Below are 18,357 nucleotides of genomic sequence, written 5' to 3'. Positions count from 1 at the left end.
CAATATATTTTATTTAGTACCTATTTTTATTTAACGAACCTAACCCGAATGTTTTTTGGAATCGCATAATTAAAAGAAACGAATGCACTTCTTTGCACCTGCTCTTAGTTTAGTAGTAAAGAATTTATGATCATAACTTTTGACAGCCTGGTATTCTGATTCTAATTGCTCAAATTTCTTCAATCGATACTTTTAAGTTTTGATAGTGATAAGAAATAAGAAAAAAGATACAATGTATACACTGTATCTTTTTGTTGTCATTAAATTAATAGTTATTTAAATTGGTTGCCCAGTTAGTCTAACTTTTAAAGAAGATACTTTATCATTAAAACCATTTAAAAACGGTATATATGTCGGACCAAAATAGGTGTAGTTTCTGTCCTTATACTTATCATCATCCCACATTCTTACTGTATACCCTGCTGGTACTCTAATTGCTGATATTCTATCATTTCCAAATGACAAATTTTTCTTTCGATAGTCACCTACATTTAATGTCTGTTGTCTTCCACCAAAACCATGATCTTCATAAACAACTGGTAATTTAGGATCATTAGCTATGTTTTCTACAATTAATGACGATATTTTATTTTTTAGCCCAAGAGGTCCAAAATCAAAAATTGAGTGTTCAAACCATGCGGAAGTATCTTTAAAATTATGATCATCCGTCGCAATAACTCTATAGCCTTTAGGTACATCGATTCTATTTATAGAATCATTAAAAATACTTTGCCCATTCGGATTTACTAAAAAAGTCCCACTTGACCAAGTTAAACCAGACCCTACATGTTCATTTGTATATTTCCCTACCGGAAAAACAACTGGTCTGTTCTCCTTGTCATATACCGTAACATTCGCACTAGCTTCTTCAGAAGTAAAGTACACACCAACAAAAACAAGTAACAATAACATCGAAAACATCTTTTTATTCATTTTATACACCTCTTATTATATTTGGTAATATAATTATATCTTACAACACGTTTAGACTCAAGCTTAATATATACATATTATGAAATAGCTAACTTTTATACATATATCAAAAACGAATGTTTTTGGTATAGCTGAATTTGAGAATATCAGCCACAATCCGTTTGTGTTTGATTTACAGAGAAAATCTTTTTCATCTAGAAAAATGGAAAATTGAAATTTAACATGAAATGCTGCGCAATATTTAAAAATTCCTTCATATCAACTTTTCCAATAACTTTAACATTTCGATTTCCTTCAGACGTACAATCTAACGAATATACTTGTTTAGTGTTTACCTTACTGTCCTTTTGTAAAGCTTCACTACTTATTGGTAGAAAGTAAGGGCGTTTCTTTGTCGTAGAAGTTATTGGACAGACAATAATTAGATTAGAAGAAAGATTGTATTCATTGCGACTCATAACTATTGCTGGTCGTCTTTTTTTTATTTCACTACCTCTAGAAGGATCAAAGTTTATAGTTACAATATCGCCTTGTCTAATCATCTAGTTCAGTACCTTCTGGCGAAAAATTCATTGCTAATTTATCTTCACTATCTACGAACTCGCCTTTAATCGCATTTTGAAAAAAGTCTTCAGCTTTGGGAATTAATGAAATGATTCCTTCTTCATCTTTATAGTAGTAAAATTCTTGACCTTCTTTCACTGCTAACTTGCTTGCTAAAGTAACCATGATTGCATTGCCTTGTTTTCTTGCTTTTACTGTTTCCATGCTATCGCCCCCTTGTCCTCTTAATTATACCATGTAATTACATGTATTTACAACAATTTTCATGCTATAAATCTGACTCAACGTGCTTATTTAAGATTCTGATTATTTACAATATAGCCACAAACTTCTAATATGTTGAGAAGAATCATTTTTTTAATTAAGTTCATCTATCTATCATGTCAAATAAGTTAAAAAAATTATGTATTTAAATAAAAAGATACAATTGTTCTTTTTATCTTTGAATGCTTAAAAAAATGTTGGTAGAAAATCTTTTTTGATTTTCTACCAACACAATAAATTATAGAGTCAATTTTTACTAGCATTTCGGACACTCTTTATCTAGTCTATGGTGTTACAGTCAATGTTTGGTATTCCCTAAAAATAATATCTCTTGTGGGATCATTTAAATTAGTTAAGTTAGAATAGTCCTTTTGATTAAAAAATTGATTTGATGGATAATTCTGATTCTTCACAGATGAACTTCCAAATTTTGTTATAGTATATGTGTTCGGATTCGCAAACATGTCTACTGATAAAACTAAATCAATCCTTGGTGCTGAAGACCAATCAGCATTTACTTTTAGTGAGTTTTTAAATATGAATTTTACTAATTTACCATGTTGAGTTCTCTCTAGTTTTGCTAATATGTTAGCTCTATCATAGTTCATATTCACTAAATTAATCTCATCAGGCAATAGTACATAAATTTCAGGTTGTTCCCATGCTTCTGTTGGCTGCTCATACCCCTGAAGTCTCATATTTCTAGCTACAATATGAAAATTAAATTGGGTTCCTTCACTTGAAGAGATAGTACCTGGATCAACCCACGAACCTAAAAATGGTGCTGTCATAGCTTCAGCCTTAGTTGGCAACAGTACGAATAAAAATCCAAAAAAAGCAAAAATAACTATAGAGAACATTTTTTTTTTCATAACTCATCTACTCCTTTAATTAATATATATTCTAGTATACAACAAATTTTTACATTAGTAAATAAATGTTTTTCTTAAGGTTGTTTATTTAACCTCTATAGGAATGAATTTTCGTTTATATAAAACTAACAAATAACCTCTCTAAAGTAGACGTCTTTAACAAATCTGATAAACTTTTGCTTTCAAATTTTGTCATTTCATCAAAAATTCCTTTTTCTCATGGGAACCACGAACATTAATAGTTACCATATTCAGGCACCTCTTTCTTCATTAGTATCTTAAATTACATCATGAACACAAACGTTTATAAACAGATAGTGTTCACTGTTTAATAACACTAGAAATATTCTATCCGAAAAATGAACATACATTCCCGTAAATACATTTATAAAGGGATCTAATATTATCCTTTTGCATCTAAATACTCGTAGTTGTCCTTTATTCAATAATGTTAATTATTTTCAACGGATCCCAAAATAATGTATACTGTTCTTGTAAGTCACTTTACTTTTTTGGGTCATGAACTCATTTGGGAGATTTTGCAGGTTCAACTCCTGCTTGACCCTTATTTCTTAATTGGATAACTAAATATTTCTGTACTAACTGATTTTGATGAAATAGTAAGACAGTCTTTTTTGATAATTAATCACGTCAACTGACTCATAAATCTCCAGTACTGTACTCAGTATACCCCTCATAGTAGTAACTAACGTCGATTCCTTTCATATATGTCTCGCGATCATTTACCAAAGTAATTAAAGCTTGCTTGATTAAATGAGCAATTTCCAAATCCTTTACAGGACTACGCTCCATTGCAGAAAGATAATCTTCTTTGTTAATCAGGTTCCAATCGATTACTTTTTTTATTTCTTGTTTAAGAATCAAGTCTAGCCATATTCTTGTACTACGACCATTTCCCTCACGAAACGGGTGTGCAATATTCATCTCCACATATTTTGCTACAATTTCATCAATAGTAGATTGTGGCATTTGATCAATATGATCTAAAGAAACGTTCAAATACATCACCGGCGCAAATCGAAAATTCCCTTTAGCTATATTCACCGTCCTCATTTCACCAGCGAAATCATAAATATCTGAAAAAAGGGTTCGATGAATAGTTGCTAGCCCTTTGAACGTTCCTACTTCTAGTTTGTTAATATCACCACTATCGTATAATTTCTTTGCATTCGATTTACTAATCTTTTCTTCTACTTTTGCTAATTCAACTTGGTTTGTAATGCCTAACTTATTTTCTAACATATTTCCTCTCCTAGCCCATTCTTAATTTTCAAACCAATAATCAAAGTCTCTACCGTATTCTATCTATAAAACCGAAAAATTTTCGAAAAAATGACGTGTTTCTTCTATTATATAGTAAATAATCACAACCTATAAATCTAAACTCATTACGGCAGTATCTTTATCTTCTTGTGTTATCCCAATATAGCGTAATGTCTCACGCTGCGATGAATGATTTAATAATTCTTGAATGATCTCAATATGGGTTCCATTCTTGTAAAGAAAATAACCAAACGTCTTTCTCATTGAGTGGCTGCCGATATTTTTCATCCCCATACTTTTAGCTGCTTTACTTAAAACATCCCAAAGTGCTTGCCGGCTTAATGGCTGATCATTTCCTTTTCGGCTTGGAAATAAAAAATGATCAAATTCATGATTTGCTACCTGAGTTGGAAAAGAGTCATTCGCATACTCTAAAATCTGTTTTCTCAATTTATTCGAAATAATAATGGAATTGTGTTTTCCGGTCTTTTGTTCTTTCATTTCTAATCGTTCTTTCGCGATCACCCGACCACGAGAAATAATTAGCACGTCTGATAATTTTAATCGACGTAAATCTGAAATGCGATAAGCGGTATTTATTCCAATCGAAAATAGTAACATATTTCTTGGCCCCATTTTTCCGGAAGACAACATGGCCTTCATTGCATCGATTTGCTTTTTTTCTCTGATTGGTTGGACAATTTTCATGAAAAAATTCCTCATTCTATAAATATGACTTAATCCTATTATACTACATTTTATGTCTTATTCAAATAATCTATAAATATAAAGAGTTACTCAAACAATGAATAACCCTTAGAGCCATCTAGCTTTTCCTTATCTTGCCGAATGTGACACAACACAGTTGTGTCACATTCGTATAATTAACCCATTTAGAATGAATTATATTTATTTGCAATAGTTACTATAACACGTTATAGTAACTATTGAGAAAGGAGTTTTTATGAAGAACATCAAACTCATCGAGGAAGAAATTGAAAAAATTTTAATTAAAGATAAACGCTCCTGGGTACGATTATTTGAATTGATCAGAGAAGTCGAATTGGGTGCTTTATGGAAACCAGAATATAAATCGTTTACTCGTTGGATCAGACACTTAGCTTATGAATCTGGTGTAACGGAGTCATTAATCTGGAAACGAAAGAAAGCTGGCGAAATTTATTCCGAATATCAAAAGAGGGCAAAAAGGAAAGGAATAACCGTTCCAAGAATTGAAGACATTGATGTCAGTCCAGATAACTTTGAACTGGTCGAAAAGATCAGTCAAGGTAATAAAGACATTAAAGACGATTTAATGGATAAAGTATTGCATCGAGAATTAAAGCGTTCTGATTTAGTAAGTGCATGGAAATCAGTTAAGACGATTAGACAGGATGACCAAGGCAGCATAATCAAAAAGAACAGACACTCTGAAGTCGGCAGTTCTGAAAAAGAAAAAGAGATGGCGTTGTCTGTTTCAGACATCGCTATCTCCTTAACGTATAGTTCTTGGCTAGACTATTTTTCTGATGTTAACACGAATACTTCAACAACCCATTCACAAAAAAAAGTTTATAAGTTGTTGCCTAAATTTTCGTTTTACTCTTCTTTAAATGATCGATTACATACTATAGACTTTTTAGTCGTCGAAAACTATACTAGCAAACCCCATCAATTGAACTTGCACTCTATTGAAGTTATTTTAACTGAAGAAGATCTTAACCGGTCTTTCAATAGTAGACAATACCAGCAGCATATGAATTATTTATGGATTGTGATTCCTTCTGATATAATAGAAGAAATAGGTCCAGAAATTTCTGAGGACTATGGAATACTAGAATTACATGACAGTAAAATCATTGAGGTCTTTAGACATTCTCCTTATACTTCAAGTGTTGGAAAGCTAGATTTATACCAAACTGTCCTCGTTCAAACACTATAGTAGCTAAAGTCAAAAAAACTGAATAAATAAATCATTACAGAGCTTGGTACGTAAGTCCAAGCTCTTGTCAACTAAATAAATGTATATGATCTTTTCGGTTATTCAGTCTAACTTAGGACTAGGTTTCTATTCTTTTTTGGACGCTATACTTTTTGGTGTTGGCAAACAATCACTGGCATCTTTTTTAATGCAAAATACTAGAAAAAACACCCTAATATCTTTTAGAATTATGTCGACTAAAACCAATCAAAAGGGGAAATTAAGACGTCCTATACAAATCTATTCATAAATACCTTGGATATTCTAGACTTAAATATTACTTTTACCGAGAATTCTTTTTAAAAATAAGCATCAAAGAAGACGGATCAATTATTCGTTGGAGCTTTACAGCGTGTCAGATTTTAGTGTATGATGCTTCTGATTATCAAACATACTTGCGGTTGAAGAAACACCACTTCGATAAGTGAAATTGCACATCAAAAGAAAATCCCTGTTTCTTCTATTTAACGCGTATTGAAACAATTTTACGAACCAAAAAAAATCAATCAGCTCACTTTTTAGAACGCTATTTCTCAAGATTTTCTTCATCTATTCGTGAAGGTGTAAAATACATTGTTTGCGATATGTATGCGTCTTATTTTTCTTTAATTAAGAAACTATTTCCCATTGCTTAGATTGTTCTTGACCACTTTCTTATTGTGCAACACATTGGGTGAACGTTCTTAAAACACCGCATTCAACGAATGAATACTTTTCTCCATAAGGGAAATGGAGAGGGAAAAAAATATTGTCATTTAAAGAAATATTGGAAAGTTCTTCAAAAGAATCAATCAAAGCTCAATTTTGAAAAATGCCATTGGCGTCCTTCTTTCCGTGCCTATTTAACAGAAACTGAAATCGTAGATCGGTTACTTGCTTATGTTGAAGAATTGAAAGCTGGCTATAGTCTGTTATCAGGATTCTCTCTATGCCATACATACAAGAGATTACGCACGGTTTCATGCGTTATTAGAACAAGATTATTCTAGGCTTCCAGCTTATTATCAAACGACAATTAATACCTTTAAAAAAGTTCAAGCGGGCATCAAAATGAGTTGGATTTGCCTTATTTCAAAGGACCATTAAAATGCTTGTATAACCATATAAAAGTACTAAAGAAAAACGCCTATGGCTTCCATAACTTCTATAATTTTAAATTGAAAATCACTTTATGCTTTAGCATTGTTCTTTTTCAATCAAATAGAAAACCCTAGAGGAATTTCCCTCTAAGTATCATTAATGATTTAATTCTTTGGATTTCTTCACCATTACTAGTTGACAAAGAGCCTTTATTTTTAGAATATACCTATTTTCGAATAACTGTCGATGTGGTTTTCATTCATACTACCATAAATCCTTTATTAGTATTTAATAGTCTCAATTTAATCAAATTGAGACTAACTTCCTAAATCTCCTCTATAATTATTCACACCGGTATATTTAGCTATATCGCTTAGTTGGTTTATAATTTAATTCTGTTCTTCAGTAAATTTCCATTTCTCAGTAAGACTTTTAAAATAGATAAAATTGACTAACCTGGATACTAAAGCTTCTTCGTTTAGTGTTTTATTTATTTTTTTGAAAACATTCAATAATACACTTTTTAGTTCTGAATAATTTAGTTTTTGATTTTCTTTTAAGCTATTATAAAGATTAGTTATTAATTCTTTTGATTCTTAATGCATAAAATTTCTCTCCTCTATTTTTACTTCTTTAAAAAAAATCTTGACGCCCAATATCCGTACAAACAAGACAATAATATTAACAATAGTTCACAGTAAACCCACATTTTTACTGATACAAAACCTAGCACACTTGCTACTAAAGAAAATACCAAGAAGAATGCCACTGAATACAGTTCAAAGACATACTTTGTAGCTTCAAACTTCTTTACTCTTTTTCTGTATAGTAGCCAACCTAAAAGACCAAAACGTAGTACCACAGATCTTTTTCTAATATTCTTTTTCATACATTCCTCCAAATAACTTCATTAAGTATTTTTCACTATTCTCGATATGACAATAGTTAAACCTTTTTAATCTCTGATTTTTAAGCTTTTCTACGTGCACGATACAAATTATTATTAAAGTAGTTTCAAGTCCCATAAAGTATACCAAGAGATACTTCTTTTTGATACTTGTTACTTCTTTCGAATAAACACTCATCAGATTTATGGTTGTTTTTCCGATGATAAAATTTAAAAAAGTAGCTCTTTCCTGATTGCTTACATATATACTTCTTAAAAAGCAGCATACAAGTCAATTGATTTGTCTTCTTACACAACAATCAATGCTCGATAATCTGTGCAGATTTATCTTTGGCCGAATATAAACAGATCTTCTACGCTGACCTCAAAAATATTGGCAATATCGTAAACCAATAGCAATGATGGTGTATTTTTTAGCCGTTCTAAATTTATTATTGTTATTCTAGAGACACCTACTCTATCTGCTAACTCTTTTTGTGTCATTCTTTTTTTAGCTCTATATACGTGAATTGTTGTATCGATTATAGTATGATTTGCCATTAGGTTTCCTCCATTTTTTTACGAGAATAGTTAGTAACAAGCGAATGTATATGTTCAGAAAAAGCAAACCAAAAATTTCAAGTATTATGACTTTTAGGTTTTGTTTTTTTTATAGTATATCCATTTTTTTCCCGCCATATCTGTAAAGTCTTTTGATTTACTCCAAAATACTCTGCAATTTCTTTGTATGTACGTCCTTCAGCTTTATTTTTACGGAATTCTTCTTCATTTATCAAGCTGATTTGAGTACAATGCTGCATTTTACCACCCAATTTTTTTCCTAACTCTAAAATCCTCTTGTACCTATCAGACTCCGTGTCTTCAACCCAATTATCATCCGCATTTATTAATTCCAGCATTTCTTTTCGCCACACTCTTTTTTCCGATCTATTTGCCATTTTCATCACCTCAAAAATATGTTAATAATAGATATGAGTGAAAAAAAATTGAACTAACTTTTGTTTTTAACTTCCACTACGACCAACAATTATAGATGACACTTAATACGGGTAATAAATATCACCTATATGAATTGATACTTGTCACCTCTGACTCTTCCATCATGATGATCAGAATATCTTCTGATTTTTTATTATACTCTAATAGGAATATCTCTTCTATTACTAAATTTTTTCTTTCAACGTAGTCAAGTAACCAATCAATATTTTTACCTACTTCATTTAACTCAGTTTGATTTATTTGTCCATCAATAATTAAATATTTACTAAAAGAGTCATCCCCTCTTAAAGAAATTGCTAATTGTCCATTTGATTCTATTCGAACATTTTTTAAATGATCTATACTCGTTACGCCGTTGTTACGAAGTAATGCAACAAAATCACCTGCTGTCAATTTGGCCTTGGAAAATCCTTTTTTATTTGGTTGATTGCTTGAAAACAGTTCGATAGAATTCCCTTCCACTAGGTCACGTAGCCATGTTAATCGCAACTTCAGAAAATTGACTGAAACAATGATGCTAAACCAAATGAAAATAATGAATATGAACTGGATCGGTTGGATTTTAAAATTCAATATAACGGCACCAGCCATTCCTCCAAGAAAGAAATTCTGTATTTGATCTGAAGGGGTCACTGGAGCCATAGCAGCCCTTCCAACAATATGAAAATAAAATACGATTGCAATATAACCAATAAATAATTTTTGAAAAACAACAATATAATCCATTCTTAATCTCTCCTCACCCGTTAAATGTTCTGTTGATAATAAAAAGCATGACGATTCACTTCTTGAATGCTAAAGTGATCTTCATGCTTTTACTTCTACTCGTTCTTGAATAGTCTTTTATACAATTTTTTGTTTATATGTCTATGAGCAATAGCATAGATTTTAATATTTGATTAACTAATCTAGGGGAAGATTGGTTTTTTGATTTATTGAACTCGTCCATTTGCGACTTGTTCTTTTACATTACTTGCTGCTTTACTTACAGAATTTTTCGCTTTCTCTGTTTGATCGTTAATGGCATCTGTTGCTTGATCCGTAACCTTTGATAACTTGTCTTGCAATGTAACAGAATCTTCTTCATATTGCTCTTTTGTTTTGATATCTGCAACTTTAATGTTAACTTCGATTAATTCTAATCCTGTCATTTTTTTTATGTTTTCAGAAACGATTTTAACAAGTTGATCCACTAACTCCGGAATGTTTTTTCCGAACTCAACTACAATCGATAAATCAATTGCGACTTGGGTTTTCCCGACTTCAACCGTGATACCTGTTGTTACATCATCATTGTTTAAAATCTTTCCAGTTAAATTAGAGAAAAAACCTCCATCTACTGTTAAGAGTCCATCCACTTTTTCAACTGAAAAGCCAATGATTTTTTCCAGCACTTTATCATCAAAAGTTAGTTCCTTTTTGATTTCTGTTGCTTTTATTTCTGTTGTTTCTTTTTTCTCTGCTTGTGCCATGTATGCACCTCACCCTTCATTTTGTTAGATAACGCTGATTTATATAGTACCCTGCGACTGAACCTAAAAGCCCTAGTGCAAGAATAGCTATCATTTTAAAAAAACCTACATAGATAAATAAAATCGCTAGAATGATGCCAATAACAAATCCCATTAGAGGAATTTTATATTCTTTTAATGATTCCATAGTTTACCTCCAATTTTAAGCAACACGTTTTCGATTATCCGCCTTTTTTACCTCACCTTTGTATGGTTTAAGTCTTACTTTTAATCGTACCGATTCCTTCGGTAAAGAAAACATCTGCTCAAACGTACATTCAATTGAGTTTATTAACTCATCAAGTGAAGCAGCTGCCTCATCATCCGAACTAATTTGTCCCTTGATTACACCAATTAGTCGTTTGTGTCTTTTAAAAACTTTTACATTAACAGTAGCTTTTGTGATAAACGTTAATTTTTGCACTTCAGTTAGAATTATTGACTCAAATGCTTTTTGTTCGATTGTTATTTTACTATGCTCTTTTTTGAGCAACAGATATTTTTGATTAACTGGAAAGAAGAGTACAATTAACAATCCAAATACTGCAATTAGGAAAAACGTGCACCCGCTGTAAAACAAGAATATTGGCATAAACGGTCCAATTAGCGGGTACTCTTCTAATGACAAAAAGATGATCTTTAAATTAGCTACATCTTGATAAACAATTATCACCGTAAATAATTGTAAAAGTAGCACGATACTTATCAGAAACCAAACGAATTTCTTAAATCTTCCCATAACAAACTCCTTTTATATTCGTTCTTATAATTAACTTGGCGCATTGATCATAGACCATGTTAGAGTTGCTTGATAGTCCCCCACATAAACGGTCGTTGGAATATTCACCAAGCTTACAGGATTTGATGTAGTTCCTAACGTATAGGTCCAGCTATTCATCCCTTTACCTGAAGGAGCACTGATTACATTTTGCAATGAACTATTCAATGTAACATCAAATGTATTGAGATCTGTTGTGGTTGTCCCATTTGATTTAACTGATCCTTTCGGCATTTTGATTCCTGCCGTGAATGCTTTTCCTGTTGTAGTACTTTTGGGTGTAAATGCTGAGGTCTTCGCTTGAATACGCCAGCCTGTTTTGGTTCCACGCTGGTCTTCCATTGAAATACCTACAGTTTCATTTGTTCCAAGAACTACATTTTTAGTTGTAACTCCAGCCTTAATCATTCCAAAATTTAGTGTATCTGAAGACAATATCCCAAAGTTACCAGATTTTACTTCAATAGTAACACTATAGTCTGAATAGTTTCCTGAAGAATCAGCGATACGAACAGTTACTGTTTGTTTTCCTAATGTTGATGTATCCAACTCGTTACCTACGTATGAATATTTTAAATTGGTCGTCCCGCTGTTGTCAGTAACAGCAGAAAATATATCTTTTAATTCCAGCGTTCCATTTATTGCTACTGTTAAGTTTGATTTTACGGTTCCGGTTGGTTTCGTTGTATCTACTACCGTCACTTTAGAAATTACACTACTTCTAAGATAGTTATTGTTCGTAATCAACGGTTGATTAATGGTTATCGGTAAATCGTAACTACCTAAAGTATCTGATTTGAGTGTTTCTCCAAAGGATGAACTCAATTTAGAATAACTTGAAACTGTAGTGAAATCTGTCACTGCCTTTTTACTTGTATCACTGCCTAACTCCAATGTGATATTTTTTGCGGTTACCTTGTTGAAATCTAACTCGTTTAAGGCAGGTTTATTACGTACTGAAGTTTCCGAAGTGTATTCATAATAGACTTCGGATTGAGGTAATTCAGACCAACCTAACGCATTGAATCTGATTGCTCTCTTTGGATCTTTCGAGTACACTCTATATATTTGTCCATATAGACCACTCAATGGTCCGCTACCACTTGTCGCACTTGGCATTATTTGTGTATTAAAGTCTTTTATAGTAGTTGAAGGCTGCGCTTTTGCTGAAGATGATACCGACAAATTAACTAATTTATGGTCAGAAGAAACGTCATATTTTGACAAACTAGCGTACTCATCTGAACTGTCAGTCAACATACTTTGAAATTTCCAATTATCCGCTGATACTGTTGGACCAAAATCCGATGCGAATCCATCCGTTCTTAGCTGATTTTGGCTAGAAGCTGCTGAACTGCTTATGGCTTGATTTGCTATAATACTGGTGATTTGAAACCCAATAGGATACTTATTTGACAGCACTCCAGTAACTCCATCAAAAGTTCTAAAAATAATTGCATCATTTACTGGGACAAACCCACCAGGTGTCAACAAATAATACATAATCTTAAAATTAGTAGTTATACCTTCAAATGAAGTCCCACTCGCATTTGACACCTTTTGTTTTTCTGGTTCTGCAAGAATTAATCTAAGTACATTCCCATATTTTATTATTTTCCCGTCAAATGCTGTAGCTAATTTAGATTGCACATCATTACCGTTCATTACCTCATTATATCTAGAAGTAACTACGTCATTCACATTAACTGGTTGAGGAAAAACAGCAACTGAATAGTAAGCATTATTTGCAAATCCTTTGTGAAAAACAGCAGAAGAATCTCCTGGAGTAAAATATAACTTTCCCGTATTTTCAACGGTATCAAACTTCAATGACAATACACTGTTCTTAACCGAACCATTTCCATATAAAGGAACTGTAATTTTACTTTCAAGAATAGCAGCCTCTGCTCTTTCAGAGCTATTTAATAACAAAACACCAGTAAAACTCATGATTAGAACAAACAAACATATTATATTACGCATAATTTTAATCACTTTATCAACTCCTTTTTTACTTTTTATTCTGTATCGTTACTAATATTCTTTTTCTTCTTCTTTCTTTTTTTTCGTTTCGCTTTTAACTTTGCTACTTCTTCTTTTCGCTTTCTTTCTTTTTGTTTTTTATGCATGAAGAACACTACTATAGCGATAATTAAGAAGATAATCCCTACAACAACCCCAATAATCAACCAAAAATAATTAGTTTCTTTTTTCACTTCGACTGCTTCGTCATTTAATTTTTTACTTTCATCTGCTGAAATGGTAAAAGCTTTCTTAAATGTCCAATTTTTCTCTCCAGCAGAAGCCTTTACAGAGACTTCGTATTCACCAGCTTTTAATGCTTGGTTTGCCCAGGATATAGGGTAGTCAAAATTGGAATTAGGCGCCATGGATAAGCCTTCTTTTGTTTCTTTATATAGGACCTCGCTTGATCCTTTTTTCGAAATCGACGCATCCACTTTTAGTCCGTTGACGATCGTTGCTTTCGTATTTTGCAAATTCAAGGTTACAGCGGTTCTATAATTTAATAAGGTTGGTTTCACATCGTTCAACACTAATTCTGGAACGATCGTTGCCTCCGTTTCCTTTAACGATACTCCAATAATAAAGGAGTACTCATTTTTGATTTGAACTCCCTCACTGCTCTTCTCATTTTTGTCAGAAGTTGTATCTTCTGCAATTGAGAATCCTCCTAAAATAGTTCCATCAAAGGAATCCTTTGGCATATGTAATTTAAAGATAACTTCTTTACTTTCATCTGCTTTAAGTGTGACCTTTTGTTCCTTGTCGACTAATGATGTAAAGGGATACGCTAAGGATGAATCGTCTTTAGCATCTCTAACACTATAATCAATAACACCATTTTGATTTGTTGTTGCTGTCGTCGGTGTCACATTGACTGTGATTGATTCTTTACTCGTATTCTTTAAAGTCATGGCTAAATTTTGTTCTTGATCAGGCATCATTTTTAAATCAAAATAAGATTTTGATGCATCAATCTGATTTTCTGGAATTGTTGCTTTTACGGAATAGTTAATGCCTTCTGCGGCAGAGTTCTTGGCAAAAAAGCCAAGAAACCCACCTACTATACATATAGTCATTATTAATTTGTTTACTCTCATTCGTGTACCAACTTTCTTAAAATGAATTCGCAATTAACTAGTAGGCAGTTTCTTCACTTGTCTGCTATCAAACTATCGTTGCTTTATTTAGGGGCGTCTAATAATTCCCAATTAATTGTTGCTGTATAAGTTGTATTTGCTTCAGGTGATCCCGCTGGAACACTTAAAACAACGTTTGTATTTTCTGTTTTTCCACTTTCAGCTGAATAAACATTCAACCACGTTCCTTTACCCGCACTTTTTTTAGAAACTACAACTGTTTGTTTACTTGTATTAAAATCAAGTTTTGATGTTCCGTTCGGTGCTTCTGATGTTGTTGCTTGACTGGCAGATTTTGCTTCTGGATTTTTAAGCGTTAATTGTGCTCCTTTTAATGTTGAAGTTTTGCTTGCCGATGTAAAATCTGAAATACTTGCTTGCACGGTCCAACCAGCACCTGTTCCACGAGTATCTGTTACTTGTACATATGGATTAGCATTTTTTGCATAAAATGTCATGTCTGACCCTGAGATTTTATGTTCCCCAAACGTAAAGTTTGAAACGTAGTCGATTGATAATGGACCAACATTCCCAGTTCCATTGTTATTTGGATCTTCAGGATCTGTTGGGCTTTCTGGATTAGGATTCGTTGGATCTGTTGGATCCAACGGTGGTGTCACTTGTCCTGACCCATCTGTCAAACTGATACTACCGTTACTCACTGTTTCAGCCTGTACTTGTGTTGCGATTAATACATTTGCAAGTACTACTGCTGAGAATACAAAAAGTTGTTTTTTCATTTTTTTCCTCCTTATTCTGGCGCTTCTGACAGCGTCCATGAAATCGTTGCTTTATAATTTGCTTTAAAATTACCCGTAGGGACATATAGTTTTACTTCTTTTTGTGCTGTTCCTTGAGAATCATTTTCAAAGTTGACATACCACACACCTAATCCATTTCCTTTTGCAGCGGTTAATAATTTCTGATCTGTATCGTTTAATGATACTGAATTGGAGACAGGTTTATTCGCATCTGCAACTGCTGTTGCAGTATCAGATGTCTTCACCTGACCTTGTGGTAATGTCAAGACCGCTCCTTTTAATGTACGTACTGTGTTATCAGAGTCTGTTCCAGTAAAATCAGTGATTTTTGCTTTCAAGGTCCAACCAGCTCCAGATCCTCTACTATCTGTTACTTGAGCTCCCATGATACCTTTATTTCCATTTACTTCGGCAGATTCACCGACAACTGTCAGAGCTTCTCCAGATATTTTCGCATTTGGAAATACAAAACTTGAAACTGCATCAATTGTTAACGGACCTGTGTTACCCGTTGGCGGAATTGGTAAAATTGGGTCTGTTCCACCTCCGTCTTGATCCTGTGCTTCTAATGAGAATGTTGCATCTGAGTTTGCATTACTTTCTGCATCTGCAGTATTGCTTTGAATGGCAAATGCGCTATAAAGAACGCCTATTGCTAATAATGGAACGATTTTTTTCATTTACTTTCCTCTCCTCTCTTACGATGGCGCATCTACTAATTGCCAATTCATTGTGGCTGTATAACTTCCTGCATAAGCATTTTGAGCGATATCTTGAAGGGTAACTTTATCAGTTGTTGATTCAAAAGTATCGAGCCATCTACCCATACCTGTATCTTTTGGTGCATTCATAATGTTTGCATAAGATTGATTTAAAACTACCGCTTTAGCAACAACACCTTGCGTACTATCAACACCGTTTGAAACAGTTCCTTTAGGAATAGAAACAGAAGCTGACAAAGTTTTTGTAGAATCTGTCGTATTTGTAAAGGTTCCTACTTTTACATTGAGAGCCCAACCGGCTCCTGTTCCACGTACATCACGAACTTGTACGCCTAATTTTTCACCATTTGACGTGTCAGCTGCTTTACTCTTGGTCCCAACTTTGATTGTCCCGAAATTAAAGGATGATACAGCATCTATAGTCAGAGGGCCAGAACTGTTTGTCGGCGGTTTAACATTTTGATCAATCAAATCCCCTGTTCCATCACCCGCAGTAACCGTCGTATTGGCATTACTTGTGGCATCATCTGCATAAGCAGTTGTTCCGTAACTATACAAAAGAATTGAACTTAATAGTAATCCACATGTTAAAAAATTTTTTTTCATTTATTTTCCTCCTAAGTTATTTCGGTGCATCAGCTAATGTCCATGTAATAGTTGACACGTAGCTTCCTTTCATACTACCAGATGGAATTTCAATTGAGACTTTTGACTCATTATCTGCTCCATCAAATTTATCAACCCATGAGCCTAGTCCACTTTGTGCAGCAGCTTTAAAGATCGTTGCGTCTGTAGCGTTTAAAGCTACTTCACTTGAAGTTGGGGCAGTTGAACTATTATCAGTGTCACTTGAAACCGTTCCAACAGGAATTGTTACTTGTGCTCCTTTAAGAATATTTGACTTATTTTGTGAATCAATAAAATCTGAACTTCTTACTTGCAATGTCCAACCGACACCTGTTCCTCTTTTATCGGTAACTTGAACATTTCCATCCGTTGTAGTAGAATAGTATATTGCTTTCTTACCAGTCAATCTTTGTGTTCCAAAAACAAAAGGAGAAACATTGTCAATGGTCAACTCGCCTACGTTTCCTGTTTTACCACTTGGTGTGGTCGGTACTAGAGGATCTGTACCAGAATCTGAATCTGGCGTTAGTTCGATAGAACCATAAGATGTTGCACCTTGCCCATTAGCACTACCACTTACTGTTTCTTCAGCAAAGCTTATTTGAGAACCTCCTAGAAGAATGACTCCGGTTGCGATAAAACTTGAAAATACAAATATTTTTTTCATTTTTTTTCCTTCTTTCTATTTTTTTTATAATTAATATAAATTATATATACAATGATCACGTTAACCATGAACATTCCAATATACATTAATATCCCAGTCGCGGTTTCACCTGCATTTGGTAAATCAGTGCGACCTACTGGTTTTGTATAACCAGAGTCACTGTCACCACCTCCTCTAATCATTGAATCTGTATTTTCTGTACTTGGTGGAGTTGTGCTTCTAGGCTCTTTTTCAGTAAAATGAATTCCCGCTTCGCTTTTAGCTTGTTGAGTAGATTCAATGGTAGATACCTCAACATTTTCTGCTAGAACATTTGTGCTTGAAAATAATACAGAACTCACGATAATAAATACAAAGTAGATTATATTGATTTTTTTCAAAATTTTTCCCCCTTTCTATTGAGTTATTCAAGATTTTTCCGAATCATCTTTTCGCCTTTCTACCAGCATATAACCTTTAGAACGGATTGTTTTAACCAAAAATCTATCTTTTGCGTCTAACTTTCCACGAAGGTTGAATATTAAATTTGATAATTGGATTTTGGAAGCCGATGAATCTCGTCCCCAAACACAGGAAATTAATTCTTTGTGACTGACCGTAGTCCCAATATTTTCCGATAAACAATTCATTATTTTATATTCCAAGCGTGTAAGCTCTATCTCTTTGTCTCTGCCTACTAAAAGTGTTCTATTTGCGCTGTTTAGCTCTAAGCTCTTGTGAGAAATTTTTCGGCTAGATAACTTTTCATGATAATTTTTTAATAAAATTGGTATTTCTGAACTTTGAGTATTCAGATTTATGACTTGCATAGCACCTAATTGTAAATAAACTAATCGTTCATTTTTATCTTCTTTCCCCAAAGTAACAATAAAATAAGCATTAGTCTGTGATTTTAAAAATGCTAACCATTCACAAATAGTTTGAAAATCACTTGAACCAGTACCATTTATAACAATGATATCTAGACCGTTTGAAAGTTTAAATTCATCTTTCTTGTTAGGTACTTTTATAATCTTATATTCGGAAACTTGAATAATTTCAGTCAAAAAGATTTCTTCATTGTTAGTAAAATCTAGTAAACCAATTTCTGTCATTTTTTTCACTCCATTCTCTTGTTTTACTTTAAAACAAGAAAAATCCTCGTACCATCAAGTAAATCAATAATTAAATTTTATTTGACGATTTATCTGACGGTTGAAAATAAAAAAAACCATCATTGACAAAAAAAATCAAGATGGTTTTGGAG

Annotated in this window: 22 protein-coding genes and 2 pseudogenes; 2 read left to right on the top strand and 22 right to left on the bottom strand. The window is 33.1% G+C overall.

Features of this window, described 5'->3' with window-relative positions:
* Positions 1-276: 276 nt before the first annotated feature.
* The 6 genes from BCR22_RS04460 to BCR22_RS04435 all read right to left on the bottom strand — a co-directional run bounded on the left by BCR22_RS04460 (position 277) and on the right by BCR22_RS04435 (position 4,625).
* On the bottom strand, positions 277-933 hold the full coding sequence (locus tag BCR22_RS04460) for a hypothetical protein (protein WP_069653783.1): 657 nt from the start codon (positions 931-933) through the stop codon (positions 277-279).
* 194 nt (positions 934-1,127) lie between these two features.
* Entirely contained in the window at positions 1,128-1,475 is a 348-nt protein-coding gene (locus BCR22_RS04455; protein ID WP_069640074.1) for a type II toxin-antitoxin system PemK/MazF family toxin, read from the bottom strand.
* Positions 1,468-1,701, bottom strand: a complete 234-nt coding sequence (gene mazE, locus BCR22_RS04450; RefSeq protein WP_069640075.1) for a type II toxin-antitoxin system PemI/MazE family antitoxin — start codon at positions 1,699-1,701, stop codon at positions 1,468-1,470. Before mazE ends, BCR22_RS04455 begins: the two co-directional genes overlap by 8 nt.
* A 344-nt stretch (positions 1,702-2,045) precedes the next feature.
* Positions 2,046-2,633 (bottom strand): hypothetical protein, encoded by a 588-nt coding sequence (locus BCR22_RS04445; RefSeq protein ID WP_069653782.1) that lies wholly within the window; start codon positions 2,631-2,633, stop codon positions 2,046-2,048.
* Between the two features lie 660 nt (positions 2,634-3,293).
* Positions 3,294-3,896, bottom strand: a complete 603-nt coding sequence (fic, locus tag BCR22_RS04440) for a protein adenylyltransferase Fic (RefSeq protein ID WP_069653781.1) — start codon at positions 3,894-3,896, stop codon at positions 3,294-3,296.
* 129 nt (positions 3,897-4,025) lie between these two features.
* Positions 4,026-4,625 (bottom strand): site-specific integrase, encoded by a 600-nt coding sequence (locus BCR22_RS04435; RefSeq protein ID WP_069653780.1) that lies wholly within the window; start codon positions 4,623-4,625, stop codon positions 4,026-4,028.
* 256 nt (positions 4,626-4,881) lie between these two features.
* Between BCR22_RS04435 and BCR22_RS04430 the strand changes: the two genes are divergently transcribed.
* Positions 4,882-5,859, top strand: a complete 978-nt coding sequence (locus BCR22_RS04430; protein ID WP_069653779.1) for a hypothetical protein — start codon at positions 4,882-4,884, stop codon at positions 5,857-5,859.
* Positions 5,860-6,117: 258 nt separating this feature from the next.
* Positions 6,118-7,112, top strand: a pseudogene (locus BCR22_RS14870) (transposase).
* Positions 7,113-7,367: 255 nt separating this feature from the next.
* Here the strand turns inward: BCR22_RS14870 and BCR22_RS15990 are convergent.
* The 16 genes and pseudogenes from BCR22_RS15990 to BCR22_RS04360 all read right to left on the bottom strand — a co-directional run.
* A pseudogene (locus BCR22_RS15990) lies at positions 7,368-7,562 on the bottom strand (bacteriocin immunity family protein); the annotation flags it as partial.
* Between the two features lie 41 nt (positions 7,563-7,603).
* Positions 7,604-7,867 carry a hypothetical protein gene (locus BCR22_RS04425; protein ID WP_069653778.1) on the bottom strand — a complete coding sequence of 88 codons (264 nt, stop codon included), beginning with the start codon at positions 7,865-7,867 and terminating at the stop codon, positions 7,604-7,606.
* Between the two features lie 342 nt (positions 7,868-8,209).
* Complete coding sequence (locus tag BCR22_RS04420) at positions 8,210-8,425, bottom strand: helix-turn-helix transcriptional regulator (protein ID WP_069653777.1); 216 nt, start codon at positions 8,423-8,425, stop codon at positions 8,210-8,212.
* Between the two features lie 77 nt (positions 8,426-8,502).
* Positions 8,503-8,823 carry a hypothetical protein gene (locus BCR22_RS04415; RefSeq protein ID WP_069653776.1) on the bottom strand — a complete coding sequence of 107 codons (321 nt, stop codon included), beginning with the start codon at positions 8,821-8,823 and terminating at the stop codon, positions 8,503-8,505.
* 121 nt (positions 8,824-8,944) lie between these two features.
* The gene (locus tag BCR22_RS04410) at positions 8,945-9,610 is read right to left on the bottom strand and encodes a YetF domain-containing protein (RefSeq protein ID WP_069653775.1); all 666 of its coding nucleotides are present in this window, start codon (positions 9,608-9,610) and stop codon (positions 8,945-8,947) included.
* A 206-nt stretch (positions 9,611-9,816) separates the two neighbouring features.
* Positions 9,817-10,356 (bottom strand): Asp23/Gls24 family envelope stress response protein, encoded by a 540-nt coding sequence (locus BCR22_RS04405; RefSeq protein WP_069653774.1) that lies wholly within the window; start codon positions 10,354-10,356, stop codon positions 9,817-9,819.
* A gap of 16 nt (positions 10,357-10,372) precedes the next feature.
* On the bottom strand, positions 10,373-10,543 hold the full coding sequence (locus tag BCR22_RS14860) for a DUF2273 domain-containing protein (protein ID WP_083241746.1): 171 nt from the start codon (positions 10,541-10,543) through the stop codon (positions 10,373-10,375).
* A gap of 15 nt (positions 10,544-10,558) precedes the next feature.
* Complete coding sequence (gene amaP / locus BCR22_RS04400; protein ID WP_069653773.1) at positions 10,559-11,134, bottom strand: alkaline shock response membrane anchor protein AmaP; 576 nt, start codon at positions 11,132-11,134, stop codon at positions 10,559-10,561.
* Positions 11,135-11,164: 30 nt separating this feature from the next.
* A complete protein-coding gene (locus tag BCR22_RS04395; RefSeq protein WP_069653772.1) occupies positions 11,165-13,168 on the bottom strand; it encodes a WxL domain-containing protein in 2,004 nt (667 codons plus the stop codon).
* A gap of 23 nt (positions 13,169-13,191) precedes the next feature.
* Positions 13,192-14,274 (bottom strand): WxLIP family cell surface protein, encoded by a 1,083-nt coding sequence (locus BCR22_RS04390; protein WP_141706531.1) that lies wholly within the window; start codon positions 14,272-14,274, stop codon positions 13,192-13,194.
* 104 nt (positions 14,275-14,378) lie between these two features.
* Entirely contained in the window at positions 14,379-15,074 is a 696-nt protein-coding gene (locus BCR22_RS04385) for a WxL domain-containing protein (protein ID WP_069653770.1), read from the bottom strand.
* 11 nt (positions 15,075-15,085) lie between these two features.
* Entirely contained in the window at positions 15,086-15,775 is a 690-nt protein-coding gene (locus BCR22_RS04380; RefSeq protein ID WP_069653769.1) for a WxL domain-containing protein, read from the bottom strand.
* Positions 15,776-15,793: 18 nt separating this feature from the next.
* Positions 15,794-16,423: a WxL domain-containing protein gene (locus BCR22_RS04375; RefSeq protein ID WP_069653768.1), complete on the bottom strand. Its 630-nt coding sequence runs from the start codon at positions 16,421-16,423 to the stop codon at positions 15,794-15,796.
* Between the two features lie 16 nt (positions 16,424-16,439).
* Positions 16,440-17,111 carry a WxL domain-containing protein gene (locus BCR22_RS04370; protein ID WP_069653767.1) on the bottom strand — a complete coding sequence of 224 codons (672 nt, stop codon included), beginning with the start codon at positions 17,109-17,111 and terminating at the stop codon, positions 16,440-16,442.
* Positions 17,108-17,491: a hypothetical protein gene (locus BCR22_RS04365; RefSeq protein ID WP_069653766.1), complete on the bottom strand. Its 384-nt coding sequence runs from the start codon at positions 17,489-17,491 to the stop codon at positions 17,108-17,110. The genes BCR22_RS04370 and BCR22_RS04365 overlap by 4 nt, the downstream gene beginning before the upstream one ends.
* Before the next feature lie 27 nt (positions 17,492-17,518).
* Positions 17,519-18,205, bottom strand: a complete 687-nt coding sequence (locus BCR22_RS04360) for a winged helix-turn-helix domain-containing protein (RefSeq protein ID WP_069653765.1) — start codon at positions 18,203-18,205, stop codon at positions 17,519-17,521.
* Between the last annotated feature and the right edge of the window lie 152 nt (positions 18,206-18,357).

The sequence above is a fragment of the Enterococcus plantarum genome (assembly GCF_001730295.1).
In the GTDB taxonomy this organism is placed as follows: domain Bacteria; phylum Bacillota; class Bacilli; order Lactobacillales; family Enterococcaceae; genus Enterococcus_L; species Enterococcus_L plantarum.
The sequence above is the reverse complement of the archived record's forward strand: the minus strand, read 5'-3'. Positions and strand labels throughout refer to the sequence as shown.